Source organism: Marinobacterium weihaiense, from assembly GCF_019061305.1.
Classification (GTDB): domain Bacteria; phylum Pseudomonadota; class Gammaproteobacteria; order Pseudomonadales; family Balneatricaceae; genus Marinobacterium; species Marinobacterium weihaiense.
The window spans coordinates 38,498-59,572 of sequence record NZ_JAHQZT010000009.1 but is presented as its reverse complement, the minus strand read 5'-3'; the positions used below and the strand labels follow the sequence as shown (position 1 = coordinate 59,572).

At 58.9% G+C, this 21,075-nt stretch carries 18 protein-coding genes; 10 read left to right on the top strand and 8 right to left on the bottom strand.

Annotated features, from left to right (window positions below; genetic code table 11):
• Window positions 1-92 precede the first annotated feature (92 nt).
• The 3 genes from guaB (at window position 93) to tadA (ending at window position 3,830) form a co-directional block, all read left to right on the top strand.
• Entirely contained in the window at window positions 93-1,562 is a 1,470-nt protein-coding gene (guaB, locus tag KTN04_RS08800) for an IMP dehydrogenase (protein WP_217334854.1), read from the top strand.
• A 93-nt stretch (window positions 1,563-1,655) separates the two neighbouring features.
• Window positions 1,656-3,236 (top strand): glutamine-hydrolyzing GMP synthase, encoded by a 1,581-nt coding sequence (guaA, locus tag KTN04_RS08795; protein WP_217334853.1) that lies wholly within the window; start codon window positions 1,656-1,658, stop codon window positions 3,234-3,236.
• Between the two features lie 90 nt (window positions 3,237-3,326).
• Window positions 3,327-3,830, top strand: a complete 504-nt coding sequence (gene tadA, locus KTN04_RS08790) for a tRNA adenosine(34) deaminase TadA (protein ID WP_217334852.1) — start codon at window positions 3,327-3,329, stop codon at window positions 3,828-3,830.
• Here tadA and mltF read toward each other — a convergent pair.
• Window positions 3,827-5,326, bottom strand: a complete 1,500-nt coding sequence (gene mltF / locus KTN04_RS08785; RefSeq protein ID WP_217334851.1) for a membrane-bound lytic murein transglycosylase MltF — start codon at window positions 5,324-5,326, stop codon at window positions 3,827-3,829. The two genes, tadA and mltF, sit on opposite strands and share 4 nt — an antisense overlap.
• Before the next feature lie 107 nt (window positions 5,327-5,433).
• Between mltF and purL the strand changes: the two genes are divergently transcribed.
• A complete protein-coding gene (purL, locus tag KTN04_RS08780; protein ID WP_217334850.1) occupies window positions 5,434-9,336 on the top strand; it encodes a phosphoribosylformylglycinamidine synthase in 3,903 nt (1,300 codons plus the stop codon).
• A 69-nt stretch (window positions 9,337-9,405) separates the two neighbouring features.
• Here the strand turns inward: purL and KTN04_RS08775 are convergent, their stop codons facing one another.
• The 4 genes from KTN04_RS08775 to KTN04_RS08760 form a co-directional block, all read right to left on the bottom strand.
• Window positions 9,406-9,837 (bottom strand): DsrE family protein, encoded by a 432-nt coding sequence (locus tag KTN04_RS08775; RefSeq protein WP_217334849.1) that lies wholly within the window; start codon window positions 9,835-9,837, stop codon window positions 9,406-9,408.
• Between the two features lie 85 nt (window positions 9,838-9,922).
• Complete coding sequence (locus KTN04_RS08770; protein WP_217334848.1) at window positions 9,923-10,528, bottom strand: OmpA family protein; 606 nt, start codon at window positions 10,526-10,528, stop codon at window positions 9,923-9,925.
• A 154-nt stretch (window positions 10,529-10,682) separates the two neighbouring features.
• Window positions 10,683-10,982, bottom strand: coding sequence for a YciI family protein (locus KTN04_RS08765; RefSeq protein WP_217334847.1), 300 nt, complete (start codon window positions 10,980-10,982; stop codon window positions 10,683-10,685).
• Window positions 10,982-11,533 carry a septation protein A gene (locus KTN04_RS08760; RefSeq protein WP_217334846.1) on the bottom strand — a complete coding sequence of 184 codons (552 nt, stop codon included), beginning with the start codon at window positions 11,531-11,533 and terminating at the stop codon, window positions 10,982-10,984. The genes KTN04_RS08765 and KTN04_RS08760 overlap by 1 nt, the downstream gene beginning before the upstream one ends.
• Before the next feature lie 94 nt (window positions 11,534-11,627).
• Here KTN04_RS08760 and KTN04_RS08755 point away from each other — a divergent pair, with 94 nt between their 5' ends.
• From KTN04_RS08755 to rluB, 4 genes are all read left to right on the top strand, one after another.
• Window positions 11,628-12,446 carry a PHP domain-containing protein gene (locus tag KTN04_RS08755; protein WP_217334845.1) on the top strand — a complete coding sequence of 273 codons (819 nt, stop codon included), beginning with the start codon at window positions 11,628-11,630 and terminating at the stop codon, window positions 12,444-12,446.
• A gap of 36 nt (window positions 12,447-12,482) precedes the next feature.
• On the top strand, window positions 12,483-13,103 hold the full coding sequence (locus tag KTN04_RS08750; protein WP_217334844.1) for an L-threonylcarbamoyladenylate synthase: 621 nt from the start codon (window positions 12,483-12,485) through the stop codon (window positions 13,101-13,103).
• 78 nt (window positions 13,104-13,181) lie between these two features.
• Window positions 13,182-13,577 carry an H-NS histone family protein gene (locus tag KTN04_RS08745; RefSeq protein ID WP_217334843.1) on the top strand — a complete coding sequence of 132 codons (396 nt, stop codon included), beginning with the start codon at window positions 13,182-13,184 and terminating at the stop codon, window positions 13,575-13,577.
• Between the two features lie 109 nt (window positions 13,578-13,686).
• On the top strand, window positions 13,687-14,619 hold the full coding sequence (gene rluB, locus KTN04_RS08740) for a 23S rRNA pseudouridine(2605) synthase RluB (protein ID WP_217334842.1): 933 nt from the start codon (window positions 13,687-13,689) through the stop codon (window positions 14,617-14,619).
• Between the two features lie 52 nt (window positions 14,620-14,671).
• Here the strand turns inward: rluB and KTN04_RS08735 are convergent, their stop codons facing one another.
• From KTN04_RS08735 to ubiG, 3 genes are read right to left on the bottom strand one after another with little or no spacing between them, the layout of a single operon-like run.
• Window positions 14,672-15,427: a YciK family oxidoreductase gene (locus tag KTN04_RS08735; protein ID WP_217334841.1), complete on the bottom strand. Its 756-nt coding sequence runs from the start codon at window positions 15,425-15,427 to the stop codon at window positions 14,672-14,674.
• Window positions 15,428-15,467: 40 nt separating this feature from the next.
• A complete protein-coding gene (locus KTN04_RS08730; RefSeq protein WP_217334840.1) occupies window positions 15,468-16,142 on the bottom strand; it encodes an HAD family hydrolase in 675 nt (224 codons plus the stop codon).
• Window positions 16,139-16,861, bottom strand: a complete 723-nt coding sequence (gene ubiG, locus KTN04_RS08725) for a bifunctional 2-polyprenyl-6-hydroxyphenol methylase/3-demethylubiquinol 3-O-methyltransferase UbiG (RefSeq protein ID WP_217334839.1) — start codon at window positions 16,859-16,861, stop codon at window positions 16,139-16,141. The genes KTN04_RS08730 and ubiG overlap by 4 nt, the downstream gene beginning before the upstream one ends.
• A 98-nt stretch (window positions 16,862-16,959) precedes the next feature.
• On the opposite strand from ubiG, the gene KTN04_RS08720 reads away from it, so the two are divergent.
• Together KTN04_RS08720 and gyrA are read left to right on the top strand one after the other, a co-directional pair.
• On the top strand, window positions 16,960-18,282 hold the full coding sequence (locus tag KTN04_RS08720; RefSeq protein ID WP_217334838.1) for an HDOD domain-containing protein: 1,323 nt from the start codon (window positions 16,960-16,962) through the stop codon (window positions 18,280-18,282).
• A 126-nt stretch (window positions 18,283-18,408) separates the two neighbouring features.
• Entirely contained in the window at window positions 18,409-21,048 is a 2,640-nt protein-coding gene (gyrA, locus tag KTN04_RS08715; RefSeq protein ID WP_254262465.1) for a DNA gyrase subunit A, read from the top strand.
• The last annotated feature ends 27 nt before the right edge of the window (window positions 21,049-21,075 follow it).

Sequence of the window (21,075 nt, the reverse complement as noted above, 5' to 3'; positions counted from 1 at the left end):
TTGACATCCGCCGTTATTTTGGTTTGCCGCTGAGACAGATTTTGTGTATAATTTCCGGTTTAATTTTTCATAGAAATACAGGCTGGTTCAGTATGTTGCGAATCGTTGAAGAAGCGCTAACCTTTGATGATGTTTTGCTGGTTCCGGGGTACTCTGAGGTACTCCCGAAAGACGTCTCACTGAAAACCCGCCTGACCAAGGGTATCGAACTGAATATTCCGCTGGTCTCGGCGGCAATGGATACGGTTACCGAATCCCGTCTGGCGATTGCGATGGCCCAGGAAGGCGGTATCGGCATCATCCACAAGAACCTCACCATCGAACAGCAGGCTGAAGAAGTGCGCCGTGTTAAGAAGTTCGAGTCCGGTGTGGTGACCGACCCTGTTACCTGCAGTTCTGACACGACCGTTCGTGAAATCATCGAGCTGTCACGTGAACTGAGCTTTTCCGGTTTTCCGGTTGTAGACAACGGTGAGCTGGTTGGCATCGTGACCAGCCGTGACGTGCGTTTCGAGCACGACATGGATGCCAAGGTCTCCACCATCATGACGCCGAAAGATCGTCTGGTAACGGCCAAAGAAGGTGAAGATCCAGAAGTGATTCGCGAACTGTTGCGTCTGCATCGCATCGAGAAGATCCTGCTGGTGGACGACAACTTTGCGCTGCGCGGCATGATGACCGTGAAAGATATCAACAAGGCGCAGGCTTTCCCGAACGCCGCCAAGGACAGTCAGGGTCGCCTGATTGTTGGCGCTGCCGTCGGTACCGGCCCGGAAACGCCGGATCGCGTCAAGGCACTGGTTGCGGCCGGTGTTGATTTGGTGGTTGTGGACACCGCGCATGGCCATTCCCGTGGCGTGATTGAGCGTGTCGCCTGGGTGAAAGAGCACTTCCCGCAGGTACAGGTGGTCGGTGGTAACATCGCCACGGCTGAAGCTGCAGTGGCACTGGCTGAAGCCGGTGCTGACGGCGTCAAGGTCGGTATCGGTCCGGGCTCCATCTGCACCACACGCATCGTGGCCGGTGTCGGGGTGCCGCAGATCTCTGCGATTGCCAACGTGGCGGCTGCGCTGCGTGAGCACGGCGTGCCCCTTATCGCGGACGGCGGTGTGCGCTTCTCCGGTGACTTCTCCAAGGCGATTGCTGCCGGTGCCTCTGCTGTCATGGTCGGCTCTATGCTGGCCGGTACTGATGAAGCGCCGGGTGAAGTTGAACTGTTCCAGGGGCGAGCCTTCAAGTCCTACCGTGGCATGGGCTCACTGGGTGCCATGTCAGGCCTGACCGGCTCATCCGACCGCTATTTCCAGGATGCCAAAGATGGCGCCGAGAAGCTGGTACCGGAAGGCATTGAAGGTCGTGTACCCTGTAAGGGTCCGATGGGTGGCGTGGTGCACCAGCTGATGGGTGGCCTGCGTGCCTCCATGGGCTACACCGGTTGTGCCACCGTTGAAGAAATGCGCAACAAGCCCAAGTTTGTTCGCATCACCAATGCTGGTATCACCGAGAGCCACGTGCATGATGTCAGCATCACCAAGGAAGCGCCCAACTACCGTGTGGGCTGAACTGATTAATCACTAACCTGTAAGTGGGGCGTCAGACTGCCCCACTTTTTGTTTGTGCCGCCTGGCGGCCAGCATTCGGTGGAGTCACTGAGTATGAGCAAAGACATTCACGCGCAACGCATCCTGATTCTGGACTTCGGGTCCCAGTACACCCAGCTGATTGCACGCCGTGTGCGCGAAATCGGCGTGTACTGCGAGATTCATGCCTTCGACATGGATGAAGCAGCGATTCGTGAATTTGCCCCCAAGGGTATCATTCTGGCCGGCGGCCCTGAGTCCGTCACCGAACTGGACTCTCCGCGTGCACCGGAGTGTGTCTTCAGCATGGGGCTGCCGGTGCTGGGCATCTGCTACGGCATGCAGACCATGGCGGAGCAGCTCGGCGGCAAGGTCAGCAGCTCTGATAAGCGTGAGTTCGGTTATGCCCGTGTACGTCTGGCGGACAGCCCCAGTCGTCTGCTGGAAGGCATCGAGGACCATATTGCCAACAACGGCAGCCTGTCGCTGGATGTCTGGATGAGCCACGGTGACAAGGTGACCGAGATGCCGGAAGGCTTCCATGTCATTGCCGCCACAGACTCGGCACCGGTTGCCGCCATGTGTGACCCGCAGCGCAACCTCTTCGGGGTTCAGTTCCACCCGGAAGTGACGCATACCAAGCAGGGCCTGCGTATCCTGGAGCGTTTCGTGCGCGAAATCTGCGATACCGAAGCGCTGTGGACCGCCGCTAATATTATCCAGGATTTGGTTGAGAAGGTGCAGCAGCAGGTCGGTGACGAAAAGGTACTGCTGGGGCTGTCCGGCGGTGTTGATTCATCCGTCGTCGCAGCGTTGCTGCACAAGGCGATTGGCGACAAGCTGACCTGCGTGTTCGTGGACAATGGTCTGCTGCGCAAGGGAGAAGGCGAGCAGGTCATGGACATGTTTGCCCGCAACATGGGTGTGAACGTGATTCGTGCCAATGCTGAAGAGCAATTCCTGAGTCGTCTGCATGGTGTGGATGACCCCGAAGCCAAGCGCAAGATCATTGGCAACACCTTCATCGAAGTGTTCGATGATGAGTCCGAAAAGCTCAAAGATTGCCGTTTCTTGGCGCAGGGCACCATCTACCCGGACGTGATCGAGTCGGCCGCCTCCAAGACCGGCAAGGCGCATGTGATCAAGTCGCACCACAATGTGGGCGGTCTGCCGGAAGACATGAAGTTCGAGTTGGTTGAGCCGCTGCGAGAACTGTTCAAAGACGAAGTGCGCAAGATCGGCCTTGAGCTGGGTCTACCGTATGACATGGTCTACCGTCATCCGTTCCCGGGACCGGGTCTGGGCGTGCGTATCCTGGGTGAGGTAAAGAAGGAATACGCTGACATTCTGCGTGAGGCCGATGCCATCTTCATTGAAGAGCTGCACAATGCTGACTGGTACCACAAGACCAGCCAGGCCTTTGCGGTCTTCCTGCCGGTGAAGTCCGTGGGCGTGGTTGGCGACGGCCGTCGCTACGAATACGTAATCGCGCTGCGCGCGGTGGAAACCATCGACTTCATGACCGCTCGCTGGGCACACCTGCCGTACGAGCTGCTGGAGAAGGTGTCTGGCCGTATCATCAACGAGATTGCTCAGGTTTCACGTGTGACCTACGACGTGTCCAGCAAGCCGCCGGCCACGATCGAGTGGGAATGATCAGCGTCCTGATATGATCAGTTGAAAAGGCCCGCGTATGCGGGCTTTTTTCTGTCTGCGTTGCAGCGGGCTGTGGATAAGTGTGGCGATATGAGTATGGAGCAGCAGGATCAGTTTTACATGCAGCAGGCGCTGCAGCTGGCCGAAAAGGCGGCCGGCTTGGGCGAAGTGCCGGTGGGCGCGCTGCTGGTGCTGGATGGCGAAGTGGTTGGCGAGGGTTGGAATCGTCCCATCAGTGGTCATGATCCCACGGCACATGCTGAAATCATGGCGCTGCGCGAGGCGGCTGCCCGGGTGGGCAACTACCGCCTGGTGGGTGCAACCCTCTACGTGACCATCGAGCCCTGCACTATGTGTGCCGGTGCGATTGTGCATGCGCGCATCGAGCGGGTGGTGTTCGGCACCACCGAGCCCAAGGCCGGGGCGCTGGTGAGCAACCAGCAGCTGTTCGATCAGCCCTGGCTCAATCATCACCCGCTCTACCAGGGCGGCGTCATGGCAGAGGAGTGTGCCGCCGTGATCAGTACGTTTTTCAGGCAGCGGCGTGCCGAAAAGAAGCGGCTCAAGCAATTGCGTCACCAGGCAACCGACTAGAGGGTCGTGGGCAGGTTGTTGAGGCGCAGCGGGTCCGGTGCGGGATTTTCCGGTGTAACAGGGGTTTCCGTTACCGGCGGCTTGCCCGTCGTGGGGAGTTCCAGCGTGTTGCCGCTGTCTACTTCCCAGCGCAGCAGCTCCATGTACTTGCGAATATTGCTGACGTACTGCACCGGTTCATGACCGCGGGCGTAGCCGTAACGGGTTTGTGCATAGTACTTGGGGTGGCTCAGCTTGGGGAGAAACTCGCGCACGTGCTGCCACTTGTCCGGGTTCTTGCCGGCTTTCTGAGTCAGAATGCGGGCGTCTTCCAAGTGCCCGAACCCCACATTATAACCGGCCAGAGCAAACCAGGTATGGTCGGGCTCGGGAATACGGTCAGGGATCTTCTTTTTGACGATAGTCAGATAGCGCGCCCCGCCCATGATGCTCTGGCGGGCATCGGTACGATCCCTTACGTCCACCTCCCGGGCGGCGGCATTGGTCAGCATCATGATGCCGCGCACGCCGGTGGGTGATACCGCATCGGCTTTCCAGTGAGACTCCTGATAGGCGATGGCGGCCAGCAGCAGCCAGTTGATGCCGGTCTCCTCTGCCGCCTGTTGGAACCAGGGCAGCAGTGGCAGGAAACGTTCCTCGAGGTCGCGCCGAAAGGTGACGGTGTCAAAGAAATTCAGCGGGTTGGTTCGGGCGAAATAGCGCTCTTCCAGTGTCTTGATCAGCTTTTGAGTGCTATCGAGGTTGAACCATCGATCCAGCTCGGCCTTGAGCGTACCGTCATGGTGCTGGTTCAGCATCCAGGCAACAGGTTGTGGTGGCTGCAGCGCAAAGGCTGCCTTGAGTCCCGGGTGAAAGGATTTCTGGGCTTCGAAAACAGTCGAGTCGAGAATGGTGTAGTCCAGCTCGCCGGCATGGACACGGTCCAGCAGATCGGTGACCGTGTCATCCGGACGGCTGCGCCAGTTCAACTCGGGGTGCTGTTTGCGCAGTCGGTGCAGCAATTCGATATGACTGGAGCCGGGCAGGACTTCAATGCTGCGCCCTTGGAGATCCCTGATGTCATCCGGTGCCGGGTTACCCCGGCGTACTCGGTAAATGACGACAGGTGCACTCTGACGGTACGCCGGCGAAAAATCGAAATGGGCACGTCGTGCCGGTGTGGCTGTCAGGCTGGCGGCGGCAATATGGGCGTTGCGCTGCTGGAGCACATCGAACAGGCCGGCAAAGTTGCCAGGCAAGGCTAGCTCCAGCTTAACGCCCAAATGGTCGGCAAAGGCGCGGGCCAGCTCGTACTCAAAGCCGGCGGGTTTGCCCTTGCGGATGTAGTAGGTGAGCGGCGTATTGGTCGTGGCAAAGCGAACGCTGCCCTTGGCCTTGATGGCTTCGAGTTGGGTTGGCGTGTTCAACCCCATCAGTGTCAGGCCCGCCGCGATGGTGGCCAGGACAATGACATAGATGAGCGCGCGCAGGTAGGGGGCTTGCCGCAGTTTAAACATAGGCTCTGCTATTCTGTATCTCGATGCCCTGATCGGGTAAAATCACCACTTAATTAATGCTCTCCAACGCCTGATTCGCAGGTAGAACCAAGAGGCTCGATATCAACATGCTCGTACTGCGTGGAGCTCCCGCTCTTTCGTCTTTTCGTCATGCCAAGCTGCTGTCACAGGTCCAGTCCATCGTACCGGCCGTCAGCGGACTATACGCAGAATTTGTCCATTTTGCAGATCTGAAGCGTGATCTGGAAGACCAGGAGTCCCAGGTTCTTGATCGTATCCTGCGTTACGGTCCCCGGGCCAGCACTGGTGCACCGGTTGGTCAACTGTTTTTGATTGTACCGCGTCCGGGTACCATTTCGCCCTGGTCCAGCAAGGCAACCGACATCGCCCACAACTGCGGCCTGGACGCCATCGAGCGCCTTGAGCGCGGCCTGGCTTACTATGTTCAGAGCGAACAGGCACTGACGGCCGAACAGCAGGAACAGGTCAGTGCTCTGCTGCACGACCGCATGGTCGAGGCCGTCATGGACGAGCTGGATCAGGCGCAGGCTCTGTTCCGCCACGAGCAGCCACGGCCGATGACACAGGTCGATATTCTGGACGGTGGCCGCGAGGCGCTGGTCAAGGCAAATGTCGACCTGGGTCTGGCGCTGGCGGATGATGAGATCGATTATCTGGTCGAAAGTTTCAAGGGACTGGGGCGCAATCCCAACGATGTCGAGCTGATGATGTTCGCCCAGGCGAATTCCGAGCATTGCCGCCACAAGATCTTCAATGCCAGCTGGGATATCGATGGCGTGCGTCAGGAGCACTCCCTGTTTGCGATGATTCGCAACACCTATAACCTGGGTGGCCAGAATGTCCTGTCCGCATACAAGGATAACGCCTCCGTGATCGTGGGCAGCGAAGCGGGCCGTTTCTATCCGAACCCGGCTACCGGCCAGTACGGTTACAACCAGGAAGCGATCCACATTCTGATGAAGGTGGAAACGCACAACCACCCGACCGCCATCGCGCCGTTCTCCGGTGCGGCCACCGGTTCCGGCGGCGAGATCCGTGACGAAGGTGCTACCGGTCGTGGTTCCAAGCCGAAAGCGGGCTTGACCGGCTTCACCGTATCCGATCTGCGCATTCCGGGCTTTGAGCAGCCCTGGGAATCCGGTTACGGCAAGCCTGAGCGTATCGTTTCCGCGCTGGATATCATGATCGAAGGCCCCATCGGCGGTGCTGCGTTCAACAACGAATTCGGTCGTCCCAACCTGACCGGTTACTTCCGTACCTTCGAACAGCAGGTGCCGGGTGCCAACGGTGACGAAGTGCGCGGCTACCACAAGCCGATCATGATCGCCGGTGGCTTGGGCAACATCCGTGAAGACCATGTCGAGAAGGGCGAAATCACCGTCGGTGCCAAGCTGATCTGCCTAGGCGGCCCGGCGATGTTGATCGGCCTGGGTGGCGGTGCGGCCTCTTCCATGTCCTCCGGCAGCTCTTCGGCTGATCTGGACTTTGCCTCCGTACAGCGTGGCAACCCGGAGATCGAGCGTCGCTGTCAGGAAGTGATCGACCGCTGCTGGCAGCTGGGCGACGACAACCCGATTGCCTTCATTCACGACGTGGGTGCCGGTGGTCTGTCCAACGCCTTCCCTGAGCTGGTGAAGGACGGTGGTCGTGGCGGCAACTTCGCGTTGCGCAACGTCAACAACGACGAGCCGGGCATGTCGCCGCTGGAAATCTGGTGCAACGAAGCCCAGGAGCGCTACGTGATGGCGGTCAAGCCGGAAGATCTGGCTCGTTTCGAAGCGATCTGTGAACGCGAGCGTTGTCCGTTTGCTGTGGTCGGTGAAGCCACCGAAGATCACCACCTGACACTCGGTGACACCCACTTCGACAACAAGCCGGTCGACTTGCCGATGAGCGTGCTGTTCGGCAAGCCGCCGAAGATGCACCGCAGCGTTGAGCGCAAGACCTACGAAGTGCCGGAATTCGATAGCAGTAAAATCGAGCTGGCCGATGCGGTCGAGCGCGTGCTCAAACTGCCGGCGGTAGCGTCCAAGTCCTTCTTGATCACCATCGGTGACCGCTCCATCACCGGCACCGTGGCCCGTGATCAGATGGTGGGTCCCTGGCAGGTGCCAGTGGCCGACTGTGCCGTGACCACTGCGTCCTACGATACTTACGCCGGTGAAGCCATGGCGATGGGTGAGCGTACTCCGCTGGCACTGGTCGATTCTCCGGCGTCCGGTCGCATGGCGGTGGGCGAGACCATCACCAACCTGGCGGCGGCCCGCATCGGTGAACTGGCCGACATCAAACTGTCCGCCAACTGGATGTGTGCCGCCGGTCATGCCGGTGAGGACGAAAAGCTGTACGACACTGTGAAAGCGGTGGGCATGGAGCTGTGTCCGGAACTGGGCCTCACCATTCCGGTGGGCAAGGATTCCATGTCCATGCGCACCGTCTGGGATGACAATGGCGAGCAGAAGAGCGTGACTGCGCCGATGTCGCTGATCATCTCCGGTTTTGCACCGGTACTGGATGCACGTAAGACACTGACGCCGCAGCTGCGGACCGACAAGGGCGAGACCGACCTGATTCTGTTGGATCTGGGCAATGGCCAGAACCGTATGGGGCTTTCGGCACTGGCTCAGGTGTACAACGAAGTGGGCAAAAGCGTGCCCGACGTGGACAACGCCGAGTTGTTGGCCAACTTCTTTACCGCCATTCAGGAACTGAACGAGCAGGGCCTGCTGCTGGCCTACCATGACCGGGCTGACGGTGGCCTGCTGGCGACCATTGCCGAAATGGGCTTTGCCGGCCGTACCGGTATTGACCTGAATCTGGATCTGTTGGCGGAAGATACCTCCGAGCTGGCGGCGGCGCTGTTCAACGAAGAGCTGGGCGCCGTTATCCAGGTGCGTCGCGACGATATGGAGACCGTGCTCAACGAACTGAACGCGGCGGGCCTGGCTGACGTGGCCAAGGTGGTGGGTACGCTGAACCCGGATTTGCAGCTGAACTGCTTCTTCGATGACGAGGAAGTGTACAGTGCTGATCTGATCCAGCTGCAGCGCTGGTGGAGCGAAACCTCCTTCCGCATTCAGGCACTGCGTGACAACTCCGAGTGTGCACAGCAGGAGTTCGACCGTCTGCTGGATCGTGAAGACCCGGGGCTGAATGTCAGCCTGAGTTTCGACCAGAACGATGACGTGGCGGCCGAGTTGATTGCATCCGGTGTACGCCCGAAAGTAGCGATCCTGCGCGAGCAGGGCGTCAATGGTCAGGTGGAAATGGCGGCGGCGTTTGACCGTGCCGGCTTCGAAGCGATCGACGTGCACATGAGCGACATCCTGTCCGGTCGCATCACCCTGGATCAGTTCCGTGGTCTTGTCGCTTGTGGCGGCTTCTCCTACGGTGATGTTCTGGGTGCCGGTGAAGGTTGGGCCAAGTCGATTCTGTTCAACGCGGTGGCGCGCGAGCAGTTCTCTGCTTTCTTCGAGCGTGAAGGCACCTTCGCGCTGGGCGTGTGCAATGGCTGCCAGATGCTGTCCAACCTGCACGAGCTGATCCCGGGCGCGGACCTCTGGCCGCACTTCGTGCGCAACCAGTCCGAGCAGTTCGAGGCGCGTGTGGCAATGGTGGAAGTGCAGGACAGCCCGTCTATCTTCCTGCAGGGCATGGCCGGCTCGCGTATGCCGATTGCGATTGCGCATGGCGAAGGTCGTGCCGAGTTTGAAGACGACGCACATCTGCGCATGCTCAATGAATCCGGTACCGTATCGGTGCGTTATGTGGATAACCGCGGTGATGCCACCACGGTTTACCCGGCCAACCCCAATGGTTCTCCGCTGGGCATCACCGGTCTGACCACGCCGGATGGCCGTGTCACCATCATGATGCCACACCCGGAGCGAGTCTTCCGTGGCGTACAGAACTCCTGGGCGCCGGATGACTGGTCTGAGGACGGTGCCTGGATGCGCATGTTCCGCAACGCGCGTGTCTGGGTTGGCTGATATTGCCAGTTCGATGCGTTAACCGAAAACGGCAGCCATTGGCTGCCGTTTTTTATTGCCCAGGTGTAATCAGGGGCTGACGTAACTGAAGCCCTGCTGTTGCAGGCGGACGATTTCCGGCAGTCCGGCCTGGACCACGTCTTCGGGAGTAACGTCATACAGCGCCTTGCGGTCGATGCCGTAGCCATCCAGAGTATTGCCGCAAATGATGAAGCGGGCACCGCTTAGGCGCAGGGTATCCAGCGTGATCTGCTTGTTGCTGTCGGTGGTCGCCTCCATGAAATACTCAATGGCAGAACCATGCACCACGACGCGTAGGTCGAGATGGTCTTCGCCCAGGGTATCAATATGGTTGCGGATATTGGTGAGGGTAGCCGACAGCCGTGTGCTGTCATTGTAATTGATATGGTACACCACTTTTTGGTCAGGATAGGTCGAAGCGGCGTGGGCGGTCAGGGTGCACAAGCACAGTGCCCAGGCCAGGCAGAAGGCTTTCAGCATGCGAGAAATCCATGGCCGTGTGAATGAAGCTACAAAAAAGCCGGCACTCAGGCCGGCTTTTTCGAGGTCTCAGCTGAGTTTCAGGTTACTTCTGAACGCGCTTCTGACCCATGATTTCAACGTCTACACGACGGTCCGGACGCAGACAAGCGATCAGCTCGGCGCCGCGACCAGTGCAGTTTGCAACCGGAGCTGACTCGCCCATGAAGCCAATGGACATCTTGCTGGCATCAACGCCGGCCTGTTCCAGCTTGGCTGCAACAGAGCGTGCGCGACGCTCGGACAGCTTCTGGTTGTAGGCAGCGGAGCCGATGAAGTCAGCGTAACCAACCAGCTTGACGCTCTGGAGGCTGGACAGGGAGCCGATGTAGTTCACGACGTTGCTGACATCGTCAACCTTGGTGCTGTCGAAGTCGAAGTAAACAGCGAACTTCTTCTCAACGTCAGCCATGGTAGCTGTTGGGGCAGGTGCCGGAGCCGGAGTCGGGGCCGGCTCTTCCGCCTTGGCCATTACATTGTCGCAGCCTTCGACAGCCTGTTCCTGAGTCCAGAAACCGGTGTGCCAGCATTCGCCGAAGCTGGTGCGCCAGATGGTGTCGCTGGAGTTGACGGCGTAACCCGGAACTGCAGCCTGAGCGGCAGACGCGCCCATGGCCATCGCCAATCCAGCAGCAATTGCAATCTTTTTCATCATCATATCCTTGTGCCAGGTGGATGTTTGTATTTGCAAAAAAGTTTAGTACAAATTACAACAAATATCGCCTTAACAGCAGCCGAACCTTGGTTCTGCCCGCACGCCATGCTGATGACATCCGAGAGCTGTGTCAGCTGACAGGTATACTATCTCAGGGCAATACTTTTTTATATGGTTTTACGGTGACTTTATTATATACGCCCGCTGTCACGTAAGGGTCTGCATCGGCCCAGAGTCGGGCGTCTTCAAGGGAGTCAAACTCGGCGATCACCAGGCTGCCGGTAAAGCCGGCAGGCCCCGGGTCTTCAGTATCCAGTGCCGGATGCGGACCCGCGACCAGCAGGCGCCCCTGCTGCTTGAGCAGCTCCAGACGGGCCAGGTGATCGGGCCGTGCCGCCATGCGCTTGTCGAGCACGTCGGCATGATCTTCAGCCATGATGGCGTAATACATTATTTTTCTCCTTCTTGATGGTCCTGTGGCATGTGGCGTGAGATATATACCCCTTGCGCGAGTACGAATACTAGTGTACAGCCCAGCATGCCAAAGAGTTTGAAGTTCACCCAGGCCTCTTCGCTTAGGGTGTACATCACGGCCAGGTTCAAAATGCCCATCAGAGTGAAAAACAGAACCCAACCAGTATTCAACTGTCGCCATATTCGTGCAGGCAGCTCCAGGCTTGCGCCCATCATGCGCTCTACAATGGTTTTACTGCCGATGAAATGACTGCCCAAAAAGGCGGCGGCAAATAGCCAGTTAACAACAGTCGGTTTCCATTGCAGGAACGCCTTGTTATCCAGCAGAATGGTCGCCCCCCCCAGTACGACGACAAGGCCCAGGGTCACCAGTTGCATTTTCTCGATGGTATGCGTTTTGAACCATGTGTAAGCCATCTGTAACAATGTGGCCGGTATCAGGACGGCAGTTGCCAGAATGAAATCGCCACTGAATTTGTAGACGGCAAAGAATATAATGACTGGGAGAAAATCGAGTAATAGTTTCATCGGCCTACTATTCTTGAAGTAAATTGAGTCCGGAGGTGTGTCCTTTATCGTGACTGACCAGAACCGTGCAGATGAACCCAGGTTCGATCTACACATGCATAGTACCGCATCTGACGGTGCCCTGTCCCCGACCGAGCTGGTGGAGCGTGCTGCCAACGCGTCCATTCACTACCTTGCGTTGACCGACCACGATACTCTAGCCGGCCTGCAGGAGGCGGCGGTAGCGGCAGCCGCTCGGGATATTCATTTCATTCCCGGCATTGAGCTGACCTGTCTATGGGGGCGGCGCAGCCTGCACCTGCTGGGGCTGGGAATCGATCCGGCGTACCCGGGCTGGCAGGCATACGAAGCGCGGTTGGTCGAGTTGCGTGAAGCGCGGGCGGCCAAGATAGCGACACGGCTGGTTGGCAAGCGGGCACCGGCTGATATTCTTGAGCGCGCACGCCTGCAGGCCGGAGCCGGGCAGATTGGTCGACCCCATTTCGCGCGGGCTCTGTTGCAGGCCGGTGTGGTCAGCAGCGAGAACGAGGCATTTGACCGGTATCTCGGGCAGGGCAAGGTCGGCGATGTAAAGGCGGAGTGGCCGAGTATTGAGGAAGCCATGGGCATCGTGCAAGCCAGCGGAGGTAAGGCCATACTTGCGCATCCGACCAAGTACAAGCTGACATTCTCGCGTCTGCGGCTATTGCTGGCCGATTTGCAACAGAAGGGTATTGACGGGTTTGAAGTGGCCTACCCCGGTATCAGTCCTGATCAGATCGGTTTGCTGATGCGGGTGGCGAACACGCTGGACTTGCTCGTCTCCTCGGGCAGTGACTTTCATGACCCCAAACATCACTGGACGGGGCTGGGGCGTTTTCCGCGCGTTGAAACGCCACGCCATATCATTCATCGGATTCACGCGGGTGCGTGAGGACCACGCGCCCAGGACCAATATGCAGGAGGCTTTATGAGCCAGTTTTTTCAGATCCACCCGGAAAATCCCCAGCCGCGCTTGATTAAACAGGCGGTCGACATACTGCGCAATGGCGGTATCATCATTTATCCCACCGATTGTGCATATGCCCTTGGTTGTCATCTGGGCGACAAAAAGGCCGTTGATCGCATAAAACAGATACGGCGCCTGGATGACAAGCATAACTTTACGCTGGTATGTGACGACCTCTCAGCAATCGGCACCTATGCCAAGGTGGATAACCAGACCTTTCGTCTGTTAAAGGCGCATACGCCGGGCGCCTATACCTTTATTTTACCGGCCACAACGGAAGTGCCGCGTCGACTGCTGCACCCGAAGCGTCGTACCATCGGGATTCGCGTGCCCGATAATGCCATTGTGGCAGCATTATTATCCGAGCTGGGTGAACCTATCATGAGCACCTCGCTGATAATGCCGGATGAGGAATTACCCTTAACCGATCCTTATGAGATGCGTGATCTGTTACAGCACCAGGTTGATCTGGTGATTGATGGCGGTTATTGCGGCATGGAGGCCACCAGTGTTGTTAATATGATAGATGAGGTTCCCGTGATTGTTCGTGAAGGGGCAGGGAATACAGAACATTTTAAATAAATTGCATCACTCATATTGAAATATGGTCTTTTATAGCGATAATTGGAAATATCAACTTATCAAAAGTGGCGCTTTAAAATGACTGACTTCATCAAGACACTGACGCGCAAGAATTCTCTGCGTAAGCAGTGCCAGGGTATGAAACTGGCTGATATCGACAAGGTAATCACCGACCTTAACGAGATCCGTGCCGAAATCGAAGAAGAGGCCAAACGTGAGGCTGAAATCGAACAGGCCAAGAAACAGAAGCTTGAAGAAATTCAGCGTCTGATGAAAGAAGCGGATATTGACCTTGAAGAACTCAAGCAGGGTGTCGAGCCGACTGCGCGCAAGTCCGTAAAGGCCAAATACGTGATCAAGGACAGCGAAGGCAAAGAGCACCACTGGTCTGGGCGTGGCCGTACGCCAATTCCCTTCCGTGAATACATGGAACAGAATAATCTGACCAAAGATCAGTTGCCGACCGTCGACTGATCGGGCATCATGCTGATACAGAAAGCCTCTTCGGGATACCCGAAGGGGCTTTTTTCATTGAAGCTTACCAAGTCGGGAAGCCCGTCGGGTTTCCGCAGGAGACGTCAAAATGCAGGATGAAAAATTGCAAAAGGTTTTGGCGCGTTCCGGCTTTGGCTCACGTCGTGAGATGGAGCGTTGGATAGAGAGTGGTCGTATCATGCTGAACGACCAGCCAGCGACGCTCGGCGACCGGGTCAGTGCCCAGGACCGTGTCTGTGTGGATGGCAAGGAGGTTGCGTTGACCTTCGCGGCAACAGCCGAGCGTCGTGTACTGGTATACAACAAGCCGCTGGGCGAGGTGTGTACCCGCCACGATCCCGAAGGGCGTCCGACGGTTTTTGACAACCTGCCGCCGCTGAAGCAGGGGCGCTGGGTAGCGATCGGTCGCCTGGATATCAACACCAGCGGTCTGCTGATCTTCACCACCGATGGCGAGTTGGCCAACCGGATGATGCATCCGTCGATGCAGATTGATCGCGAGTACGCGGTGCGTGTATTGGGTGATGTGGATGATGCCATGCTGGAGCGTCTGCAGCAGGGAGTGCTGCTGGAAGATGGTATGGCGCGCTTTACCGATGTGCGCTATTTCGATGGTGAAGGGGCCAACAAGTGGTATCACTGCGTGGTGATGGAAGGGCGCAACCGTGAGGTGCGCCGTCTGTGGGAATCCCAGGGGGCGCAGGTCAACCGCCTCAAGCGGGTGCGCTTCGGCCCGGTATTTCTGCCCAGTGATATCAAAGTGGGGACGTGGCGTGAACTGGCGCCGAAGGAAGTTGAACTGCTGGCGCGTGAGCTGGAACTGGACTCTGCGCGGACGCACCGCCCGACACCGCTGGAATCGGAACGGGAGCAGCGCTTGTATAAGCGTCAACGCGTGCGGCAGGCGGTGATCAAGGGCCAGTCCGAAGAAGACAAGCCGCGCACGCCAGGCAAGAGTCGCACCAAGGCGCGCTCGGTCGGCAAACGCAATTCCGGCAACAAGCGCGGTCGCCGCGTGTAAGGCATGATGCGGAAGCCCTGTTCGGGGCTTCCTTCCTTGCGAGGCCGTGGCGTCAGGCGCGGCCTTCGCCCTGGGCATCCAGAGACTGCCCATTGATCTGGCGACTATCCGGTCCCATCAGATACAGGTATATCGGCATGATCTCGGCGGGTGTCGGGTTGTTCTCCGGCGGTTCGGCCGGGTAGGCATAGGCGCGCATCTGGGTGCGTGTGGCACCGGGGTTGATGGCGTTGATGCGAATGCTCGGATCATTCTCCAGCTCATCCGCCAGCACCTGCATCATGCCTTCGGTGGCAAACTTGGAAACGGCATAGGCCCCCCAGTAGGCGCGCCCGGTACGTCCCACACCGGATGACGTAAAAATGACGGATGCATCATCCGAGCGGTGCAGCAGCGGCAACAGAGTTTGGGTCATCAGGAAGGGGGCGTGCACGTTGACGCGCATGACCTGCTCCCAGGTAATGGGGTCATAATTCTCGATGGGGGTGCGCATGCCCAGCAGGCCCGCGTTGTGCAAGACGCCGTCCAGGCGGCCGAACTCATCAAACAGCTGGTTGCTCAGTTCGATGTAGTCGTGCTCGGCGGCAGAGTCCAGATTCATCGGCACGATGGCCGGCTGTGGATAACCGGCGGCTTCGATTTCATCGTACAATGATTCCAGTTTTTCCAGCGTGCGGCCCAGCAGCACCACCGTGGCACCATGAGCAGCATACTGCCAGGCCGCGGCACGTCCGATACCCTCGCCGGCTCCGGTAACGAGAATGACGCGGTCACGCAGCAGGTCGGCAGGGGCGTTGTAGTGAAACATCCTAAGCTCCTTGGTCAAGAGTCTGGCGGCAGGCACCGGCTCAGCGGGCCTGCAGTAGAGAGTGTAGCAGGGGTTGCAGTTCGGCAGAGTGCTCGCTGACGTGATCGCTGTGCCACTGCTGCGGTGTCTCGCCTGGGTTCAGGTACCCCCAGCCGGCGGCAATGGTAGCCATGCCGGCGGCCTTCCCGGCCTCGATATCACGTATATGGTCGCCGACGTAATAGCTGTGTTCCGGCGTTACCCCCAGTTGTTGGCAGGCTAGTAGCAGCCCTTCCGGGTCCGGTTTGGGTTGTGTGACGTCCTCGGGGCAAACGGTGCTGCCGCAGCTGGCATCCAAGCCCAGTGCGGCAAGCAGCGGCAGGGTAAAGCGTGCCGGCTTGTTGGTGACGATGCCCCAGGGGATATCGTTGTCATCCAGCCAGGTCAGAAGCTCCGGCATGCCGGGAAACAGGGTGCTGTCAATCAGCAGCTGTTCAGCATAATCATCCAGCAGCTGGCGGTGCAGTGCGGGGAACGCGGCATCGTTGGTGCTTAGTTCGAACGCATGGCAGACCATGGCACGCGCGCCGTTGGACACTTGAGTGCGGATGCTGTCGAAGGCAATGGGAGGGCGGTCCGCCTGGGCCAGCATGTGGTTGACCAGGCGATGAAAGTCGCGAGCCGTGTCCAGCAGAGTGCCATCAAGGTCGAACAGAACGCCTGCCCTGGTCGTCATGCTTCTGTACCCTTGTGGCAGGCCAGCATGTAATTGACGTCAACGTCGCTGTCATCCAGGCGATAGACCTTGGTCAGCGGGTTATAGACCAGGCCGGTCATTTCGTCGATATCCAGGCCGGCGCGGCGTACCATTTCGCCCAGTTCGGCCGGGCGGATAAACTTGTTGAAGTCATGGGTGCCGGCGGGTACCAGCTTGAGCACACGTTCGGCGCCCAGGATGGCGAACAGATAGCTCTTCGGATTGCGGTTCAGCGTCGACAGGAATACGGTGCCGCCGGGGCGTACCAGGCGGGCGCAGGCGCGGACAACCGACGCCGGGTCGGGAACGTGTTCAAGCATTTCCATGCAAGTTACAAGGTCGAAGCTTTCGGGCTGTTCATCGGCCAGGTCCTCCACCGTGATGCGGCGGTATACGACCTTGGCGCCGCTTTCAAGGCCGTGCAACTTGGCGACCTTCAGCGGGGCTTCCCCCATGTCTATGCCGGTGACGTCAGCGCCGCGATGAGCCATGGCCTCGGACAGAATGCCGCCGCCACAGCCGACATCCAACACCTGCTTGCCGGCCAGCTGGCCGATGCGGTCGATGAAGTCCACACGCAACGGGTTGATGTCATGCAGGGGCTTGAATTCGCTGTCGCGATCCCACCAGCGACTGGCCAGTTCTTCAAACTTGGCAATTTCAGCCGGGTCCAGATTCAGCCCGCGGTCCTCGTTCATGATCGCTACCCTTGCTCATAATTTCAGATCCGCGCATTCTAGCACTATGCTCAGTGGCGTGAAATCTGGCGTCGAACAAGGAGTGTAATGGAGGGGCAATGAACGATTTATGGAAGCGTGCGCGGCGTCAGCCCGAGCGCGAAGGCAACGCGGAGTCCGGCTGGATGGGGCTGTCCGGCCCGGCCATGGTGGAACTGGTCAATCGGGCTGACAGTATTCGCTTTGAAGCGGGGGAAAACCTGCTGGAGCAGCACCCGGATATGTTGCATCAACTGGTACTGGTGCGACGAGGAGCGTTGAAGTTGTCCGGGTTGACCACGCCGGCGCTGACGCTGGAAGCCGGTGCGGTACTGAACCGGCTGTCGGCGCAAGGGATGGCGGCAACTGATCTGACGCTGGGAGCGGTTACGCCCGGCCAGCTGTTGGTGCTGTCCAGTACTGCATTTGACCAGTTGCACGAGACCACCCAGGCGGCCTTGCTGGCCTGGGGGCACAGCTTTGCCGCGCGTCTATCTGCGCAGCTGCTGGAAGCCAACCGGAGTCTGCAGCAGCGCTGTCAGCAACTGTCGGACCTGGCCTGGCGAGAAGGGCGTCTGCTGGCGGCGGGTCTGGAAAGCACCGAGTTGATGTTCAATGTCATCGGGCGCATGCCGCGGCTGCCGGTTTCCAGCCTTGAACTGTTGCAGCGCCTACTGGATGAGGATAGTACGCGCGCCCAGGTAGTGGATCTGGTGCGCGAGGACCCGGCCATGACTGCGACTCTGCTCAAGGTGATCAATTCCCCGGCGTATGGCTTCGAGCGTGATATCACCGACCTGTCGCATGCCATCACGCTGCTGGGGTTTGAAGGAGTGTATCAGATCATCATGGCGGAAACGCTGCGCAAATCCCTGCCAGACAGCGATACCTTCAGGCACAGCCACGAGCGTTCGGTGATGCTGTCCTATATTGCCTTTGCCTTGGCCCAGTTGACCGGCCGCGGGCGACCGGCGGAACTGGCCACCATTGCCCTGCTGCAGGATATCGGGCGTGTCGTGTTGGCACTGATGCAGCGCCAGCAACCAGCCTGTCGAGAACTGATTAGGCGGGTGCCGGTGGGCGTTCCGGGGGCCGGGCTGTTGCAGGCCTGGTCGCTGCCGGAGCCGGTCTGGCAGGTGGTAGCGCTGCAGCACTATCCGGCCCGGGTGCCGCCGTCACGGCTGCCGCGGCAGTGGTGTAGTGCCGTGGCCTTGTTGCATGTTGCACAGTGGCTGCTGGATGGGCAGCAGTCGCGCACAACGCATGCGCCGTACATCGACCTGTATCTGGAGCAGCTGGGAGTGTCGTCACAGTCATTCGAGCAGCTGTGGCAACAGCTGGTGCCGCTGTTGCGCCAGCGTCGCAATGCGCTGCCCGCTACATTGCGGACATGGATTGTCTGAAGGCAATAACCTGCCGGTTGAGCGCGGCAGGTTAGCGTGAATTGATCCGTGCTGTGGTATACTTCCGCAGTTTACAAGCGCGCCATCAGGGCGTGCTCGGGTACCGGATCAAGGAAAGCTGTGCGAATGGGTGATTTAGCCAAAGAAGTTCTGCCAGTCAACATTGAAGACGAGCTGAAACAGTCCTACCTCGACTACGCCATGAGCGTGATCGTAGGCCGAGCTCTGCCGGATGTGCGTGACGGCCTGAAACCGGTTCATCGGCGCGTATTGTTCGCCATGAACGAACTGAACAACGACTGGAACAAGCCGTACAAGAAATCCGCGCGTGTCGTGGGTGATGTCATTGGTAAATACCACCCGCACGGCGATAGTGCGGTGTATGACACCATCGTGCGCATGGCGCAGGATTTCTCCATGCGTTACATGCTGGTCGACGGCCAGGGCAACTTCGGCTCGGTCGACGGTGATTCCGCGGCCGCCATGCGTTACACCGAAATCCGCATGGCCAAGATCTCGCATGAGCTGCTGGCCGATCTGGACAAGGAAACGGTTGATTTCGTCGACAACTACGATGGCACCGAAAAAATTCCAGCCGTACTGCCGACCCGGGTGCCGAACCTGCTGGTCAATGGTTCCGCCGGTATTGCCGTGGGCATGGCGACCAATATCCCGCCACACAACCTCGGCGAGGTGGTCAAGGGCTGTATCGAGCTGATTGACAACCCGGATATCAGCATCGACGAGCTGATGGAGTCCATCCCGGGGCCGGATTTCCCCACCGGTGGCATCATCAACGGCCGTGCCGGCATTCTGCAGGCCTATCGCACCGGTCGTGGCCGTATCTACGTGCGTGCCCGTCACCATATCGAAGATCATCCCAAGAACGGTCGCCCGATGTTGGTGATCACCGAGATCCCGTATCAGCTCAACAAGGCCCGCCTGATCGAAAAGATCGCCGACCTGGTCAAGGAGAAAAAGATCGAGGGGATCAGCGAGCTGCGTGACGAGTCCGACAAGGACGGCATGCGCATCGTGATCGAGCTGCGCCGTGGTGAAGTGCCCGAAGTGATCATCAACAATCTCTTCGCCCAGACCCAGCTGCAAAGCGTGTTCGGCATCAACATGGTGGCGCTGGTTGATGGCCAGCCGAAGATTCTGGACCTCAAGACCATCCTTGAATGCTTCGTGCGCCACCGCCGTGAAGTGGTGACCCGTCGCACCATCTACCAGCTGCGCAAGGCGCGCGAGCGCGGTCATGTGCTGGAAGGTCTGGCCATCGCACTGGCCAATATCGATCCGGTGATCGAGCTGATTCGCCAGTCGCCGACCCCGGCCGAAGCCAAAGAACGTCTGATCTCCACCCCCTGGGTGCCGGGCAACGTTACCGACATGCTGGAGCGTGCCGGTGAAACCGCTTGTCGTCCGGAAGATTTGGAGCCGCAGTATGGCCTGCGTGATGGCCAGTACTTCCTGTCGCCGGTGCAGGCCCAAGCCATTCTTGACTTGCGCCTGCACCGCTTGACCGGCCTGGAGCACGAAAAGCTGATCGGTGAGTACCGTGAGCTGCTGGAAAAAATCGCCGAACTGCTGCACATCCTGGGCTCCTACGAGCGGCTGATGGAGGTGATCCGCGAAGAGCTGGAAACCTTGGTGGCCGAGTATGCCGATGAGCGCCGCACCGAAATTCAGGCCTCCATGCAGGATCTGACCGTGGCGGATCTGATCACCGAAGAAGATATGGTGGTCACCATTTCCCATGCCGGCTATGCCAAGACCCAGCCGCTGACCGACTATCAGGCCCAGCGCCGTGGCGGCAAGGGCAAGTCGGCAACAGCGATGAAGGATGAAGACTTCATCGAACACCTGCTGATCGCCAATACCCACGACACCGTGCTTTGCTTTACCAACATGGGCAAGGTCTACTGGTTGAAAGTGTACGAGATTCCGCCGGCCAGCCGAGCCTCGCGCGGGCGCCCGGTGGTCAATATCCTGCCGTTGTCCGAAGGCGAGTGGATCAGCACTATTCTGCCGGTGAAAGAGTTCGATCCCGAGCGCTTTGTCTTCATGGCCACGGCCAATGGCACCGTTAAAAAGACTCCGCTGGATGCCTTCTCGCGTCCGCGCAGCACCGGCCTGATCGCGCTGGATATTGTTGAGGGCGACCGCCTGATCGGCGCTTCGCTGACCAGCGGCCAGGATGATGTCATGCTGGTGACCAGTGCCGGCAAGGCGATTCGCTTCAACGAAAGTGACGTCCGTGCCATGGGGCGAACCGCACGGGGCGTGCGTGGTGTGAAGATGGACGATGAGGTACGCGTGATTTCGTTGATGGTGCCTCAGGAAGGCGGCGAAGTACTGACCGCATCCGAGCACGGCTATGGCAAGAAAACCCGCATTGATGAGTTCCCGTTACGCGGGCGCGGTGGCCAGGGGGTCATCGCGATGCAGTGTACCGAACGTAACGGCCAGCTGGCCGGCGCGGTGCAGGTGTTCGACGGCGATGATGTCATGCTGATCAGCAACCGCGGTACCTTGGTACGGACGCGCAGCAGTGAAATTTCCAGCCTGAGCCGCAACACTCAGGGGGTGATGCTGATCCGCCTGGCCGAAGAAGAGGCGCTGGTCGGCATCGCACGCATCGAGGAGCCGGAAGACGATGATACGGTGACCGATGCAGGTGATGCGGCTGACCCGGCGGGTGTCTCGATCACTGCCGAACCTGCAGCTGCTGAAGCAGCGGCACCGGATGCAACTGACAACTAATTTCTGATACTCGTGGAAGTAAACAAC